This window comes from Streptococcus pluranimalium (genome assembly GCF_047785745.1).
GTDB classification, from domain to species: Bacteria; Bacillota; Bacilli; order Lactobacillales; family Streptococcaceae; genus Streptococcus; species Streptococcus pluranimalium_B.
Genome location: NZ_JBLOJT010000034.1, coordinates 1 through 15429, shown reverse-complemented (window position 1 = coordinate 15429; position 15429 = coordinate 1). Strand labels below are relative to the sequence as shown.

At 38.8% G+C, this 15429-nt stretch carries 12 protein-coding genes and 3 pseudogenes; 8 read left to right on the top strand and 7 right to left on the bottom strand.

The features are described 5' to 3' along the window. Positions 1-397: 397 nt before the first annotated feature. From ACMZ6U_RS05375 to tsaE, 4 genes are all read right to left on the bottom strand, one after another. Entirely contained in the window at positions 398-2062 is a 1665-nt protein-coding gene (locus ACMZ6U_RS05375) for a hypothetical protein (protein ID WP_416106907.1), read from the bottom strand. Positions 2063-2225: 163 nt separating this feature from the next. Further along, positions 2226-3449 carry a biofilm formation/cell division transcriptional regulator BrpA gene (brpA, locus tag ACMZ6U_RS05370; RefSeq protein ID WP_416106905.1) on the bottom strand — a complete coding sequence of 408 codons (1224 nt, stop codon included), beginning with the start codon at positions 3447-3449 and terminating at the stop codon, positions 2226-2228. Beyond that, the gene (locus tag ACMZ6U_RS05365) at positions 3449-3973 is read right to left on the bottom strand and encodes a GNAT family N-acetyltransferase (protein WP_416106903.1); all 525 of its coding nucleotides are present in this window, start codon (positions 3971-3973) and stop codon (positions 3449-3451) included. Before ACMZ6U_RS05365 ends, brpA begins: the two co-directional genes overlap by 1 nt. A 2-nt stretch (positions 3974-3975) precedes the next feature. Continuing rightward, positions 3976-4413: a tRNA (adenosine(37)-N6)-threonylcarbamoyltransferase complex ATPase subunit type 1 TsaE gene (gene tsaE / locus ACMZ6U_RS05360; protein WP_416106909.1), complete on the bottom strand. Its 438-nt coding sequence runs from the start codon at positions 4411-4413 to the stop codon at positions 3976-3978. Positions 4414-4637: 224 nt separating this feature from the next. Between tsaE and ACMZ6U_RS05355 the strand changes: the two are divergent. Then, positions 4638-5903, top strand: a pseudogene (locus ACMZ6U_RS05355) (transposase). Positions 5904-6225: 322 nt separating this feature from the next. Here ACMZ6U_RS05355 and ACMZ6U_RS05350 read toward each other — a convergent pair. After that, on the bottom strand, positions 6226-7647 hold the full coding sequence (locus tag ACMZ6U_RS05350) for an NCS2 family permease (protein ID WP_416106901.1): 1422 nt from the start codon (positions 7645-7647) through the stop codon (positions 6226-6228). An 81-nt stretch (positions 7648-7728) separates the two neighbouring features. Next, positions 7729-8337 (bottom strand): DUF1361 domain-containing protein, encoded by a 609-nt coding sequence (locus tag ACMZ6U_RS05345; protein WP_416106899.1) that lies wholly within the window; start codon positions 8335-8337, stop codon positions 7729-7731. An 87-nt stretch (positions 8338-8424) separates the two neighbouring features. Between ACMZ6U_RS05345 and ACMZ6U_RS05340 the strand changes: the two genes are divergently transcribed. From ACMZ6U_RS05340 to ACMZ6U_RS05310, 7 genes and pseudogenes are all read left to right on the top strand, one after another. Beyond that, complete coding sequence (locus tag ACMZ6U_RS05340; protein WP_416106897.1) at positions 8425-9237, top strand: Cof-type HAD-IIB family hydrolase; 813 nt, start codon at positions 8425-8427, stop codon at positions 9235-9237. 290 nt (positions 9238-9527) lie between these two features. Further along, positions 9528-10520: a PTS sugar transporter subunit IIB gene (locus ACMZ6U_RS05335; RefSeq protein WP_104967344.1), complete on the top strand. Its 993-nt coding sequence runs from the start codon at positions 9528-9530 to the stop codon at positions 10518-10520. A 62-nt stretch (positions 10521-10582) separates the two neighbouring features. Then, complete coding sequence (locus ACMZ6U_RS05330; RefSeq protein ID WP_416106895.1) at positions 10583-11395, top strand: PTS mannose/fructose/sorbose transporter subunit IIC; 813 nt, start codon at positions 10583-10585, stop codon at positions 11393-11395. A 16-nt stretch (positions 11396-11411) separates the two neighbouring features. Further along, positions 11412-12326, top strand: a complete 915-nt coding sequence (locus ACMZ6U_RS05325; protein WP_416106894.1) for a PTS system mannose/fructose/sorbose family transporter subunit IID — start codon at positions 11412-11414, stop codon at positions 12324-12326. An 80-nt stretch (positions 12327-12406) separates the two neighbouring features. Continuing rightward, a complete protein-coding gene (locus tag ACMZ6U_RS05320) occupies positions 12407-12766 on the top strand; it encodes a DUF956 family protein (protein WP_416106892.1) in 360 nt (119 codons plus the stop codon). A gap of 186 nt (positions 12767-12952) precedes the next feature. Then, a pseudogene (locus ACMZ6U_RS05315) lies at positions 12953-13354 on the top strand (helix-turn-helix domain-containing protein); the annotation flags it as partial. 12 nt (positions 13355-13366) lie between these two features. Next, positions 13367-14196: pseudogene (locus tag ACMZ6U_RS05310) on the top strand (IS3 family transposase); the annotation flags it as partial. A gap of 67 nt (positions 14197-14263) precedes the next feature. Here the strand turns inward: ACMZ6U_RS05310 and ACMZ6U_RS05305 are convergent. Then, complete coding sequence (locus ACMZ6U_RS05305; RefSeq protein ID WP_416106890.1) at positions 14264-15319, bottom strand: acyltransferase; 1056 nt, start codon at positions 15317-15319, stop codon at positions 14264-14266. Between the last annotated feature and the right edge of the window lie 110 nt (positions 15320-15429).

Genomic DNA, 15429 nt, shown 5'->3' with positions numbered 1-15429 from the left:
AATTGGCGTGAAAAACTCCCACGGAAAACATATCCATAGGAGTTAATCGTTAATACCAGCCTGTTAGACGATGGAAGAAATCTTCTAGACCAGGAAAAATTAGGATTAAGTAAATGCCAAAGGCAATTACAATGGCAATCATATAAATAATAAAAAGTAAATAATAGCCCAAATTAGATTCAGGGTTAAACGAAATCCTAGTTCCAACCTGACGTTCTTTCCACAAAGTCTGATGAAAAGAAAGATTCTTTTTAAGTCTTAGCAAATACAGAAGATTGGAAGATGCGCCAATAAGAGCAATATAAGGTATTGTCTACCAGACAAAATGTCCTGTCAAAAATGGAACCACTATCAAGCTACTGATCAATAAGAAATAGTAACGATATGGCATGATAAGTTATTCCTCCTTCTCTTCTATTTCACTAGGATTGATTTCAATACGATTAAGATAATTATCTTTGCCAAGTTCACCTTTAAAATGATCCCCAACCGCTAAGAACGGCAAGTCGTCCAGAGTTTTGCTAGATGCTTTTATTTTGTAAATGTTATCATTTGAGGACACATAATAAACAGTTGTTCCTGAGATAATCTGGCTAGCTATGGCATCTACTTGGCCCGAAATAATGGTGACTTTCTTACTACTGCCCAATTGCGATAGTTGGTCGGTATCCACATCCGTGTATTGAGATAAGAGGGCCACCATATCATTATTAACCGTGACTTGTTGGTAGTCTTCAGTATCTACCAGAGCGTATGATTTTACCAAACCAGCATCATCCTTTAGCGATACCAAATAGTAAGCTTTACCATCAAGTTTAACCAAGGTTGGTGCAGTTGCCTGATATTTTTTCTCTTGTACTTCACCTTCGGCTGAGGCTTGAGCAGCTTCCTCCGTTGCCGAAGCCAATTTATAATTGGTAACTTGACGCGTGCGCATATTAACTAAAATAAAGCCTAAGTTTGACGAGTCGGCTGTCACAGAGGTAATCCCAGTATAAAGGTAAATATCGCCATCAATAGCAATGTAATTGTACAAATCCGTCGTTTCCTTAACACCTGTCTGACTAAACAAGGTATTCAAGAAACCATCCTGATAAGTATAATGGTCGTCAACTCGCATCATAACATTTTCAGCTGAATAAACCCTGTCCACCCATTTTGGAATATCTTTCAATTCATAAAATCGGCTCTTTCCAGTCACGGCATCCATAAGAACAGCACCGTTAGGATCCTTGGACATCAAACCAAATCGAGGTCTAAAAGTCGTCGCTACATAATAAGGGTGTCCTTCATCATCAACTTCAAAAGATGGGTCTCCAAAAATTTTAGTTGGAAACTGTAAACGCAAATGGCGCTTGGTATCCCTCAAAAGAAATTCAGAGTCTGAGTAATGCATCCCTTCATCCAAACGGACTAACTGAGCCTTACCAGTCGTCTGATTAACCTTAACATAGTAGTCAATGCCTTCTTTACGATTGGATAGCCACTTCCAAAAACTCTTGTACTCCAAAGGAGAAACACGAAAAGGCTGATTGCCAATGGTAATCTGACGGTAAGCATCTGAAATGCCAAATTGTGAGACCTTATCAATCGTCCCCAAATAGGTATCCCCGATTTTCTTAGCAGACTTGCGATCCAACAGAGCTAACGTTGATAAATCTGTTTCAGGAAAATCTTTATCAAATGAAGCATTTTTAACAGAGATGACGTTAGCATAACTTTTCGCTCTAAAAAGGCGCGACTGGCTGACATTCAATAGAAAAATCAGTGCAAACACACCAAATGTTCCCACTAATAGCCACTTCACAAGTTTAGGAAATTTAGGCATTGGCGTTGCAGCAAAACGCAATCCATTTCGTGACTTCTTAAGCCCCACTCCTGAAGCTTTTATCCAGTCAAGTTTAACGACTTTCGGCAAATAGACCAGTGCTAGTGCTAGCCACAACCCAAAGACTAAAAATATCCAAAAAGCTTGGCTGAATATAGATAAAGGTGGTAGATAAAACCAATACCAAATCATCATTATAAAAAGCCAAAGCAATCCACGTAACCGCTCTTGCATAACCAACCTCCCCAAATATTAGTAGGTCAATTATAGCACAAAATAAGACTCAGGGAGGTATGTTTAACATTATATTAATAAATTCCTTAAAAAATTCTTGCCAACAAAAAAGCCATCAAAAGATGACTTTTCTAGGCGAATCATAAGCTTATCACTTTTCTTCTTAATAAGCTGGTTGACCCGGCTCGCCGTAGTATCCTTGGTCTACCGGTACTTGATCGTTATAAAATACTTGCGTACCATCGTTCACTGGATATGTTTCTTGAAAACCTTGAATTATCTCATCTCCATATTGATGATTCACCGATCCAGTACTATCTTCTGTGACAACAGACTCCTCTTCAGAAGAGTCATCTAAGGGAACATCAAGCCCATAGAGTTCTTCGTAGGTAATCACATTCGTCTTCAACTGCTGTAAACTATTAACTGTTTTACCTAGTTGCTTTTTAATTGTATTTTGAATCTTTAAGAGTGCCGTGGCTGTAGGAATCTGATAAGATCCGCCATTAATGTCTGCATCTTCGCCTTTTAATTGGTATTCCTTAATATACTGCACCGTATCTGCATACTGGAATAAACTAGGAATAGTTGAGGAATTGATTTTAATATCTGTTTGCATGTTACCTGCAACAGCATTTAAAATTTTCTTATAAGAAGCAACACTGTTCCCTAGCTTTAAAACTTTTTGCATCACTTTTTGAATAACCTCACGTTGACGCTTTTGACGACCATAGTCACCTTCTGGATCATCGTAACGCATGCGTGAGTATACCAAGGCTTGCTCACCATTTATACGGTGCGTACCAGGTGCTACAGTCGCTTTATAGTCTGGCTCTGTTTGAGAAATGGAGATTGGAAAATCAAAGTTATTGGTAACCGTAATACCATTAACAGCATCAACCAAATCCATCAAGCCTTGCATATTGATTTGCATGTAATAGTCAATATCAATATCAAGCATCTCCTCAACAGTCATCTTAGCCATCTTAGCACCACCTGCCGCATAAGCAGCATTGAGCTTAGCTTCCTCACCATTTTGGTCATTAGATGATGGTCCCTTCAATTTGACTAAAATATCCCGCTCTAAGCTCGTCATCGTTGTTTTTTGGGTTTCGGGATTAACTGTCACTAGTATCATCGAATCACTATTACCCTCCCAAGTCGAGGAACGCTCAGTTGTTCCCGTATCAACTCCCATTAGTAGGATTGAAAATGGCTCTGTTTTATCAATGGCCTCGCTAACTTTTTCTCCTTCAAAGCCCTTAAAGGTTTTCGATAAAGCATCCGTCGAAAAAATATACGCCGATCCAAGATAAACTCCAGCAGCTACAAAAGTTGTTGTGATGATCAACAAAATCATCAATAAGATTTTTTTGCCTAGTTTCATTAATTCCCTTTACCCACCAATTTACTCATCATAAAAAGATCTAAATACGTCCCTTCATTTAGCTTAAACGCCTGTTGCTTTTTGCCTTCAATAACAAAACCAAAATCTTGATATAGTTTTATAGCTTTTTTATTGCGGCTTTGAACCATTAACTCTAAGCGTCTAATCATAGGACTTTGCTCTGCCCAGTCACAAATCAAGTCCATCATATAATGCCCAATACCATGACCAGTATAAGCTTGCTTAACAGCAATAAAAAGGTCACCAACATGATTGACATTGACTGCATCACTGCTAGTGACATTAACCATTCCTATAATAGTATCCTCTATCTTAGCCAACAAACAGATGCGGTTTAAACTGTTCAGGCTGACATACAAGGCCTCTTGTAAATCCTCTATCGTAATATCTAGACTATCATTGACGATAAAGGAAGTTTCTTGACTAACTTCTTCTAAAAACACCTTGATAGCTAGAGCATCTGAAACTTGCGCTTCTTCGATAATTAATTCCTTCTCAGCCATGATTACTTTAACTCATTTAATAATTTTTCGTACCCAGTACCATTTCCAGTCATCTTCAATTGACGACCTTGTCCATCAAGAGATAATTCAACTTTGAGATAACCGCCTGGAAGGTGATTCTCAACCATTTCTCCCCATTCAATGACAGTAACACCATCACCAAATAAAAAAGTATCTAAGTCTATAGAATCAGGATCATCACCAATGCGATAGACATCTAGATGATATAAAGGAAGTCTACCTTCATACTCACGAACAATAGTGTAGGTAGGACTTTTGATCATTTGTTCAACATCAAGTCCCTTGGCAAGTCCTTTGGTAAAAGTCGTTTTCCCAGTACCCAGATCACCCGTCAAAATCAGAATATCACTCGATTCAAGCAGCCTTCCTACTTTTTCTCCCAGGGCAATGAGCTCTGCTTCGTTAGTTACCTTATACATAAAATTAATTATATCACAGCACTTAACCTTTGTCATGAAGCAATCGTCATTCAAAATAAGAAAAATCATAGGGCAAATATCTCCTTTAGGAGTACCAAAAAAGGCTCTATAAGACTGTAGTGGGTAAAATCCTCTACGGATGTTATAGGGCTTTTTGACTGTATGCAAAAAGTCCCACATGACTTATAATGAAAAGCGACTAAACCATCATTAGAAAGTGTCATATGGAACTATTTAAGAATACCACAGATTTAATTGGATTGAAAGATAACAATATCACTATTTCTTTTGTTTTGAAACATCAAACTCATATTGACATACGAGCTAAACTTGATTATCAAGCGCCTGATTGTCTGTTTTGTCGAGGGAAGATGATCAAATACGACTTCCAAAAACCATCAACCATCCCGATTTTGGATGTTCAAGGCATGCCAACCGTCTTAAAACTCAAGAAGCGCCGTTTTCAATGCAAAAGCTGTCGCAAGGTTGTCGTCTCTCAAACCTCATTAGTGAAAAGAAACTGCCAAATCTCGCAACCAGTCTGGGCTAAAATCACTCAGCTTCTAACAGATACCTTAAGCAATGCCGCTATCGCTAGGCAATGTCATGTCTCAGTAGCGACTGTCCAAAGACAACTCGAAAACTTCCAAATCATGGAGACCTTTGATAAGCTACCTACCATTTTGTCTTGGGATGAATTGTCGAGAAACAAAGGACAATTAGCCTTTATCGCCCAAGATTTTGAAACCAGATAAATCGTCACTGTTGACATGTCTGAGAGTTATATACCCATCATCAAAACCTTCGCTATCTTGTTTTTAGGCTCAGGCTGAAATAGTCCACTGAACTATTTCACTCCCAAACGCTCGTATTGTCCTTGATCGCTTCCACATCATCCAACACCTAAGCAGGGCTATGATGGCTACGAGAATTGCCATCATGAAGAGCTTTGAAACGCAATCACTTACTTACCGTGCGATGAAGAATCACTGGCGAATCTTACAAAAAGATAGTCGCAAACTATCTCTGGAGACATTCTATTCAAGAACCTTTAGACAAACCTTAACCCCTCGGGAGATTGTTCAGAAGATTTTACCCTTCTCTGAAGAACTGCGCTATTACTATGAGCTATATCAACTATTGCTTTTTCACTTTCAAGAGAGACAAGCTAATCACTTTTTTGACTTAATCGAGGAGCATCTGGAAACTGTGAATAAAGAACAGTCTTCAAAACCTTTTTGAAATACAAAGACCATATCATCAACGCCTTGGAACTTCCCTATTCTAACGCGAAGCTTGAGGCAACCAACAAACTCATCAAAGATATCAAACGACAAGCTTTTGGATTCCGGAAGTTCAAAAACTTTAAAACCAAAATACTCATCGCTTTGAATATTAAAAGGGTCAGGGGAGTGACCCTTTTAGGTTGTCTCTCGAAAACCGTAAAGAGACAAATAGAGAGAACCGGAACGATTCTCTCTAGATGTTAATGATAAGTCACCCACTACAGTTGACGAAGAGCCCAAAAAACGAACAAAGCACGGTAATGTTAACATCTTATCTTGCTCTCATTCGTTTTTATGTCTTTATCACAACAGGCATCCTTAGTCTGACGATATGCTAGTTAAACTCAGTAATAAAGCTTATCTAACCTTTCCAACTTTTTTCAAATTATCAAAAAGGCAAGTAAACGACTTATCCTGCCATTTCTAACCAAGAAGGATAAAAGGTCAAATCTCACTCTATAGAACGCCTTACAGACACGCTGTTACATCAAAAACGATGACTTGAGATTAACAACTAGTATAGGCGTTACAAAATAGCTAGACTAATAAAATTTAAAATAAATAGCACATCCAAAATCCAAACGAGGGGATGAATCTCTTTAATCTGACCTTTAATCACTTTTGAAATAGTATAGAAAATAAAACCAACAGCAATACCGTGGGTAATACTATAGGCGAATCCCATAAAAATAGAGGTAAAGAAAGCTGGCACAGCCTCACTTAAATCATCCCACTTGATGTTTTTAAGGCTACTTAACATCATAATCCCGACAATGATAAGCACCGGTGCAGTAGCAGCGTTTGGCACGATAACTAAAAGCGGGCTAAAGAAACTTGAAATGGCAAACATCCCTGCAACAACAAGTGCCGTTAAACCTGTACGGCCTCCAGCTCCAATACCTGCAGCTGATTCAACATAGGTTGTCACATTCGATGTTCCAGCGATAGCACCAATTGTCGTTCCGACTAAATCAGAAAAGAGTCCTTTATCTAACTGTTGTGATTCGCTATTCTCTCCTGTTTTGGCTACGATGCCTACCTTCTGACCAGTTCCAATAAGAGTTCCAATGGTATCAAAAATATCTGTCAAAGAGAAAGCTAAGATAGCCATCAATACTTCAGGAATACGAGCTACATCACTAAATAAAGAACCCAAGCCCTGGCGCCCTAAAGCTACTCCGAAAACATCGCCTAAATCTTTCACTGCAGTGATGATATTATTGGCTGAAAAATCTATACTTCCTAAACTAACAACCCCAAATAGCATAGCAATAATAGTTGTTAGGGCAATTGATATAATGACCCCACCCTTAATATTTTTAATCACAAAGAAAGTCGTGATCACTAAACCAATAATAGCAACTAAAACCGATGGACTCGTGAATTCAACTAGAGCTGGAACTGCAGAAGAATTCGAAACGATTGTCGCTTCAGCTTTTTGAACCCCTTCCCCAACAACAGTATAGGTACCAGGATCAACAGTAAATTGTAATAATCCAGCATTTTTTATCCCTACATACGCTAGGAAAATACCAATCCCTGCTGAGATAGCAGACTTTAGCGATGCTGGAATTGACTCGATAATCATCTTACGAACCTTTGTCAATGTAATCACTGCTGAAATCACACCACAAAGAAAGACCATAGCCAATGCTTCTTGCCAAGTAAAGCCTAGACCAAAGACTACCGTATAGGTAAAGAAGGCATTCAAGCCCATACCAGGTGCTTGAGCGTAAGGTAGATTAGCATAAAAGGCCATCATCAGGGTCCCTGCCACTGCTCCGATGATGGTCGCTAGGAAAACACCTTGTGCTGGCATCCCCGTCTGACTTAACATGGCTGGATTAACAAATAAGATATAGCTCATGGCGAAGAAAGTCGTCAATCCGGCAACTACTTCTGTGCGAATGTCCGTTCCATGTTCTTTTAACTTAAATAACTTTTCCATTTCTAAAATAGAACCCCTTTTATTGAACGATATATAGATTTTAACAAAATAACATTCGTATTTCAATAGATTTTTACGCTTTTATTTGACGAAATCATTCATTTTTTCGATTAAAAGTAACAAACACATGATTTGTATAAACATAAAACCTAAAACAAAATGAACTTCTGAATATGAAAAGATTTGTAACAATTCCCTATAAACAAGAGACGGATTGGTAATAACATCCCAAGAATTTAAGCGTGCAAAGCGACCGAGATGAATGGCTAGACTAGATATAAATGACAAACCTATTATATAGAGATAAAACCAAAACCAGTGCCTCACCCTAAGTATCAAGAGTGTATAACGAACACTTAATACCCCCAAAATTAAAGCTAATAAAATGCTAGACATGTAAATGATGTAATACATAAAGCTCAAGCGATCATTTAAAATGTCCGTTACAAAAGACATATGAACGAGATCTGTTAGCATATAGAAAGTATTGGGGTAGAAGACAAGCCATCCTAGCATGAAGAAAGGCTTTAACCATCTGTTCTTTATAGAGCAAGCCAAATAGCTAAAATCAAAGGCTACTATAGCCAAAAAGATATTCCAAATAAGCCCAAATCCAGAAGGGGTGTAATACCAAAAAGCGAAGGAAATTATCGCAAAGAAGGCATGTATTACTATAAATTGGCGTTTCATCGCAGTCTCCTTTTTTCATATTTTCTCAATTGTAACACAAGACTAGTTAAAATATCCCTTGCGATTATTTTTTGTTATAATAGCTCTATGACTACAAAAATAATTGCTATAGATTTAGATGGAACCTTACTTCATAGTGACAACACCATCTCAGATTATACGGTCAATACGATTAAAAAGGTTCGCGAGCAAGGCCATCACGTTGTTATTGCTACAGGAAGACCTTACCGTATGGCTGTTGAACACTATAACCGTCTAGAACTTGATACGCCAATGATTACCTTTAATGGCTCTTTGACACACTTACCCGGTAAAAAATGGGAATACGAGCAGTCGGTAACGTTAGATAAAACTTATCTTTTCGATATGCTTAAGTTCAGTGACTTTTTTGAAATGGATTTTATTGCCAGTGAATATCGCAAAAACTTCTATGTTACTTTGGATTATCCCGAACGTATAACACCTGCCTTGTTTGGTGTTGACAAAATTACCGAAAGAATGCGTTTGGAACCAACTAAAATCACCCGAAATCCTAATGCACTGCTCATGCAATCTCGTGCTGCTGATAAAATAAGCCTTGCCAACAGGATGAGGGAACATTTTAAAAACGAAATCGAGATTGATTCTTGGGGTGGTCCCTTAAATATCCTTGAAGTATCACCTAAAGGTATTAATAAGGCTTTTGCCCTATCTTATCTGTTAACGATATACAATAAAACTCCCGATGACTTAATTGCTTTTGGCGACGAACATAATGATACTGAGATGCTTCATTTGGCTAAATCAGGCTATGCCATGAAAAATGCCAGTCAGGTTCTTCTGCCCTTTGCCGACGAAAAACTTGACTATACTAATGAAGAAGACGGGGTTGCTAGACAACTGGAAAAACTTTTTCTGTAACTTTCAATCATTTGTTATTTTTGTGCGACAATTTCATTGAAACTTTCAAAAAAGAGCAGATTTTACGTGTCTGTTCTTTTTTATTTGCATTTTCAAGCATATCAATTGACAGTTATTGGAAAATATCGAAGTATTTTGCATTTTTTTCTCAAAAATGCTTGCATTTTAACTGAAAACGTTTTAAAATGAGTTGTTCTTAATTTTTGGGATAAAAAAGAGTGCCTGTTGGCCATATCTGGAGAGATTCTTTTTTATCCTAAGAAAAATAACTTATAGGAGGAAGAACACGAATGGGTATCGGTATTATTATTGCCAGCCATGGTAAATTTGCTGAAGGCATTCATCAATCTGGTTCTATGATTTTTGGCGATCAAGAGAAAGTTCAAGTAGTGACTTTCATGCCAAGCGAAGGACCTGATGATTTGTATGCACACTTCAACAATGCTATCGCTCAATTTGATGCTGATGATGAAATTCTTGTCCTTGCTGATTTATGGAGCGGATCTCCATTTAACCAAGCAAGTCGTATCATGGGTGAAAACCCAGATCGCAAGTTCGCCATCATCACTGGTCTTAATTTGCCAATGTTGATCCAAGCCTACACAGAACGCATGATGGATGCGACTGCAGGGGTTGATCAAGTTGCTGCAAATATTATCAAAGAAGCTAAAGACGGTATTAAAGCTCTTCCTGAAGAGCTCAATCCACTTGAGGAAGCTTCTCCAACTGAAAAAGTTGTTACTGCCCTTCAGGGAGCTATCCCTCCAGGAACTGTCATCGGTGACGGACAACTTAAAATTAATCTTGCGCGTGTGGATACTCGTCTTCTACACGGACAAGTTGCGACAAACTGGACACCTGCTTCTAAGGCCAACCGTATCATTGTTGCATCAGATACAGTTGCCAAGGACGAATTGCGCAAACAACTGATTAAACAAGCTGCACCGGGTGGTGTTAAAGCAAACGTTGTGCCAATTGATAAACTTATCGAAGCTTCTAAAGATCCACGCTTTGGTAACACACACGCACTTATTCTTTTTGAAACACCTCAAGAAGCTTTACGTGCTATTGAAGGTGGCGTGCCAATCAAGGAACTCAATGTCGGTTCTATGGCACACTCTACTGGTAAAACAATGGTTAATAACGTTTTGTCTATGGATAAAGATGACGTTGAAACATTTGAAAAACTACGTGACTTGGGCGTTGAATTTGACGTTCGTAAAGTACCAAACGATTCACGTAAAAACCTCTTTGATTTGATCAAGAAGGCAAATGTTCAATAATAACCTAACCGAAACAAGGTAAACTTTACTTCGGTATTCTTATTTTTCGAAAGGATTTCAAAATGTCAGATATTTCTATTATTTCTGCTATTTTGGTCGTTGTTGTAGCCTTCTTTGCAGGTCTTGAAGGTATCCTCGACCAATTCCAATTCCACCAACCACTTGTCGCATGTACCTTGATTGGTCTTGTTACAGGAAACTTGACAGCTGGTATTGCCCTTGGTGGTACCCTTCAAATGCTCGCTCTTGGTTGGGCTAATATCGGGGCCGCTGTTGCCCCAGATGCTGCGCTTGCATCTGTAGCAGCTGCTATTATTATGGTTAAAGGTGGCGACTTCACTCCAAAAGGAATCACTTTTGCCTACTCTACTGCAATCCCTCTTGCCGTTGCTGGACTTTTCCTTACGATGATTGTTCGTACCGTCTCAGTTGGTTTGGTTCATGCTGCTGATAAAGCTGCTTCTGAGGGAAATATCTCTGCTCTTGAGCGTACTCACTTTATCGCACTTCTTCTTCAAGGTCTCCGAATTGCGGTTCCTGCTGCACTCTTGCTTGCTGTTCCTGCATCATCTGTTCGTAGCGTCTTGGAATTAATGCCTGAATGGCTAAGTGGTGGTATGCAAGTCGGTGGTGCTATGGTTGTTGCCGTTGGTTACGCCATGGTTATCAACATGATGGCAACCCGTGAAGTATGGCCATTCTTTGCCCTTGGTTTTGCTTTTGCTGCTATCTCTAAGCTTACACTTATTGCCATGGGTGTTATCGGTGTAGCTATTGCCTTCATCTATCTTAACCTCTCAAAACAAGGTGGTTCAGGTAACGGTGGCGGGTCAAGTTCAATGGACCCAATCGGCGATATCCTAGAAGATTACTAAGAAGGGAGTGCCTACAATGACTGAAACTCAAATCAAATTATCAAAATCAGATCGCCAAAAAGTATGGTTCCGTTCACAATTCCTTCAAGGATCTTGGAACTACGAGCGTATGCAAAACCTAGGTTGGGCTTACTCACTCGTTCCGGCAATCAAAAAACTATATACTACTAAAGAAGACCGTGCTGCTGCTCTTGAACGCCACATGGAATTCTTCAATACTCACCCATATGTAGCTGCTCCGATTCTTGGTGTAACACTTGCTCTTGAAGAAGAGAAAGCAAATGGTACTGATATCGATGACACAGCTATCCAAGGTGTTAAAATCGGTATGATGGGACCTCTTGCTGGTATCGGTGACCCAGTCTTCTGGTTTACAGTACGTCCTATCCTTGGTGCGCTTGGTGCTTCACTGGCACAAGCAGGAAACATCATGGGGCCAATCATCTTCTTCGTTGCATGGAATGCTATTCGTATGAGCTTCCTATGGTACACTCAAGAATTTGGTTACAAATCAGGTAAAGAAATCACAAAAGACATGTCTGGTGGTATCCTCCAAGATATCACTAAAGGAGCTTCAATCCTTGGTATGTTTATCCTTGCTGTCCTTGTACAACGCTGGGTTTCTATCAACTTTACAGTTGACCTACCATCAACTCAGTTGGCTGAAGGAGCATACATCCAATTCCCTGAAGGCAATGTAACAGGGGCTGAATTACAAGGTATTTTAGGTGACGCCTTAGGCGGTTTAAGCTTGACAGCTGAACGAGCTAATACGCTTCAAGGACAACTGGATTCCTTAATCCCGGGACTAATGGGACTTATCTTAACCTTCGTTTGTATGTGGTTACTTAAGAAAAAAGTATCACCAATTACAATGATCGTTGGTCTCTTCGTATTAGGTGTCCTTGCTCGTCTGGCAGGTATCATGTAAATAAAAAAGGGTTTCCTCTTGGAAACTCTTTTACTTATGATAAAATAGGTGGTAAATAAATTTTTAGAACTGAGGTAAGCATGGCACAATCCTTAAATAAAGAAGTGTTACTACAAACAACAGGTGTATCCTACCTGGGTATGGGAGGAAAGGTTGGAAAATTTTTGATTGGTGATGCCGCTTTAGAATACTATAGCGATCGTAATGTTGAAGACTATATTCAAATCCCTTGGACTAGCATTGATCAGATTGGTGCAAATGTCAGTGGAAAAAAAGTCAGTCGACATTTTGAAGTCTTTACAGATTCTGGGAAATTTCTCTTTTCATCAAAAGATTCTGGAAAAATTCTAAAAATCGCTAGAGATAAAGTCGGTGATAATAAGGTTGTCAAACTACCAACCTTGCTGCAAATTATCGGTCAAAAATTAAACCGTCGCTAAGACTAACAAAACCCAAGTCTCCTTTATGATATACTCCCATTATAGTAGACAGTGAAAAAACAAAAATTCACTTGAAACTATAAAGGGAGTTTTAGTATGTCAAAAAGAAGTCTAAAATCAGTTGAAGAAAAGTTAGAGATTGTATTGATACTTAACAAAAATCAAAAATGGCGATATAATAAGAATATGACAAAAGAATTTAGTGAATCTCAAATCCAAGAATTGCAACTTGCCCTTAAAGATAAGAAAAACAATGCTCATTATCGTAAACGTCACGCTCTTCTCCTCCGTTCCCAGGGGATGAGTTTGACAGCTATCGGTAAAGAAGTAGGACTTGTTCATCAAACGATTAGAAATCTTCTTACTCGCTATCAGAATGGCGGTATACCTGCTATTCTAGCTGAAAACAGAGGTGGACGCAGACGGTTCTACATGACTTTAGAAGAGGAAAAAACATTCCTCCAGGAACAATTTGAAGAGTCATTGGCTGGGAAACACGTTACCGTAAAAGAGCTCTTTGAAGCTTACCAAGAAAAAGTTGGCCATAAAACCACTCGTGAAGGCTTTTATGCTCTTTTGAAACATTATTTTGTCCAGCATCGTGAGGTCTCCTATTAGCCAGTTATGTCAATGACTTGGTGTTTCAAGATCAGGTTATTACAAGTGGCTCAATCACAAGGAGATCGCATCTGAAAAGACGAATCAAACACTATTAGAGACCATCAAGAAACTTCATGCCAAACACAAGGGAAGTTTAGGGTACCGTCGGATGACACGTTAGGTTAATCGACAGCTTGGGTCGACTTACAACAAGAAACGTATTCGTCGACTAATGCATATCATTGGTATCTCATCCATTATCCGTCGTTCTCGTGGCTATTGCACTAAGACCAGTTTCAAGAATATTGAGGACAATATCCTCAATCGTGACCTTAGTGCTCAAGCCCCTAATGAGAAATGGTGTACAGATGTGACTTTCTTGTAATATGGATTAGGTTGTAAGGCTTATCTGAGTGCTATTAAAGACCTTTATGACGGCTCTATCGTGGCTTACCATATCAGTAAGAACAATGATAATCCACTTGTTATGGAGAACCTAAGAAAGGCTATCAAAGCCAATCCAGATGCCTCGCCACTTATCCATAGTGACCGAGGCTCCCAACACACCTCACGAGAATATCGGATGATAACGACACAATATCAGATGACGCGCTCTATGTCACGAATTGGCAAGTGCATTGACAAATGCCCCAATTGAGAGTTTCTTTGGTCACTTTAAAACGGAGTGCTATGACTTGAATAGTTATAAGACGTTTGAGGAGTTAGTCGCTGATATTGATGCTTATATCTATTTTTACAATAACGAACGATTTCAAGGGAAGCACAACGGCCTTGCCCCTCTTGAGATGAGGAACAAGGCCTTTGCGTAATCTTTTATTATTTCATTGTCTACTTGACAGGGAGCAGTTCATTATGAAACTTGGGTTTTTAATAGGCTTATATGTTTTTGACCTTATTTTTAAAAGTCAGCCAATCATCAATTTTTGTTATCAAATGTGAGACTTGAAGGGTTTTAAAAAGCCAAATTCTCACTTTTTCAATTAAAATTGATCCAAAGAAAATTAAGAGACTAACACCTAGAATAGTAAATGGGAAAACAAATGGGGATTGATTCACAAAATTTTCCGCAAAGTCTCGCATGGCGAATTTGACCACCAAGGGATGTAAGTGAACAAGGTACACGCCAAAAGTTGCAGGTGCAAAGAACTTAATGAAGTTTACCAATCTTCCAGCTGGTGCAATCCTTAAATTAACAAATAAGATAAATAGAGCCAAAGCCCCTAGACTAATGGTTGGCGAGGTGTACCAATACCACTTCTCACTAACAGTGTACTTCAAAATAAGGGTTGCTACGATTGATAAGACATAGATACCAATTAAAATGAAAGGCTTATTATACCTTTTCAAATCGATACGAGCCAAAAATGCGCCAGCAATATACAAGAGAATCAACCAAGTCATACTAAATCCTTTGGATAATGAAAACTCCGAAACGCTGGTATCCAGTAATACTGGTAGCAATGAGAAGACGATAAAACCAGTAACAATCATCTTGGCAAGATCAGACAACTCCATCCTCGGTAGGGCAATATTGAAGAAGGGCATGGTCAACATCAATCCAAAATAAGCGGTAACGTACCAATATTGACCCGTAATGACCGGGAAAAAGGCTGCCAACCAGTCATTAGCACCAATATCCTTACCCAAAATTAGGAAAAATAAGGTTATCCCAATTGAATAAAAGGCTACTTGGAGCCATAGATTTGCTACTTTAGAATATTTGAAGTTGGAACGAAAGCCGACGTAACCACTAATCAGGGCATAACAGTTAACCGCAACATAAACACTGGCTTGAATGATCCAAGTCTGTAAAAAATGAACGTCAACTGTCCCAGCAACGGAGTCACGGACTCCACCTTTACCTAACACATGGGTGACAACAATCATAAACATGGCAAAAATTCTTAAAAAATCAATTCCTGCATTATACATTCTTTTTTCCATGCACTTATTTTATCATAATTCAAGCAAGTATGAAAAATCCTTAGTTTATGGTGTCAATCGAAAATGACAATGTCTTGAAAAAATCGGTTAGATAAGTG

Coding starts and splice junctions, on each gene's coding strand:
- ACMZ6U_RS05330 (WP_416106895.1), top strand. CDS start 10,583: ATGTCAGATATTTCTATTATTTCTGCTATTTTGGTCGTTGTTGTAGCC.
- tsaE (WP_416106909.1), bottom strand. CDS start 4,413: ATGTATAAGGTAACTAACGAAGCAGAGCTCATTGCCCTGGGAGAAAAA.
- ACMZ6U_RS05305 (WP_416106890.1), bottom strand. CDS start 15,319: ATGTATAATGCAGGAATTGATTTTTTAAGAATTTTTGCCATGTTTATG.
- ACMZ6U_RS05345 (WP_416106899.1), bottom strand. CDS start 8,337: ATGAAACGCCAATTTATAGTAATACATGCCTTCTTTGCGATAATTTCC.
- ACMZ6U_RS05340 (WP_416106897.1), top strand. CDS start 8,425: ATGACTACAAAAATAATTGCTATAGATTTAGATGGAACCTTACTTCAT.
- ACMZ6U_RS05365 (WP_416106903.1), bottom strand. CDS start 3,973: ATGGCTGAGAAGGAATTAATTATCGAAGAAGCGCAAGTTTCAGATGCT.
- ACMZ6U_RS05350 (WP_416106901.1), bottom strand. CDS start 7,647: ATGGAAAAGTTATTTAAGTTAAAAGAACATGGAACGGACATTCGCACA.
- ACMZ6U_RS05320 (WP_416106892.1), top strand. CDS start 12,407: ATGGCACAATCCTTAAATAAAGAAGTGTTACTACAAACAACAGGTGTA.
- brpA (WP_416106905.1), bottom strand. CDS start 3,449: ATGAAACTAGGCAAAAAAATCTTATTGATGATTTTGTTGATCATCACA.
- ACMZ6U_RS05375 (WP_416106907.1), bottom strand. CDS start 2,062: ATGCAAGAGCGGTTACGTGGATTGCTTTGGCTTTTTATAATGATGATT.
- ACMZ6U_RS05325 (WP_416106894.1), top strand. CDS start 11,412: ATGACTGAAACTCAAATCAAATTATCAAAATCAGATCGCCAAAAAGTA.
- ACMZ6U_RS05335 (WP_104967344.1), top strand. CDS start 9,528: ATGGGTATCGGTATTATTATTGCCAGCCATGGTAAATTTGCTGAAGGC.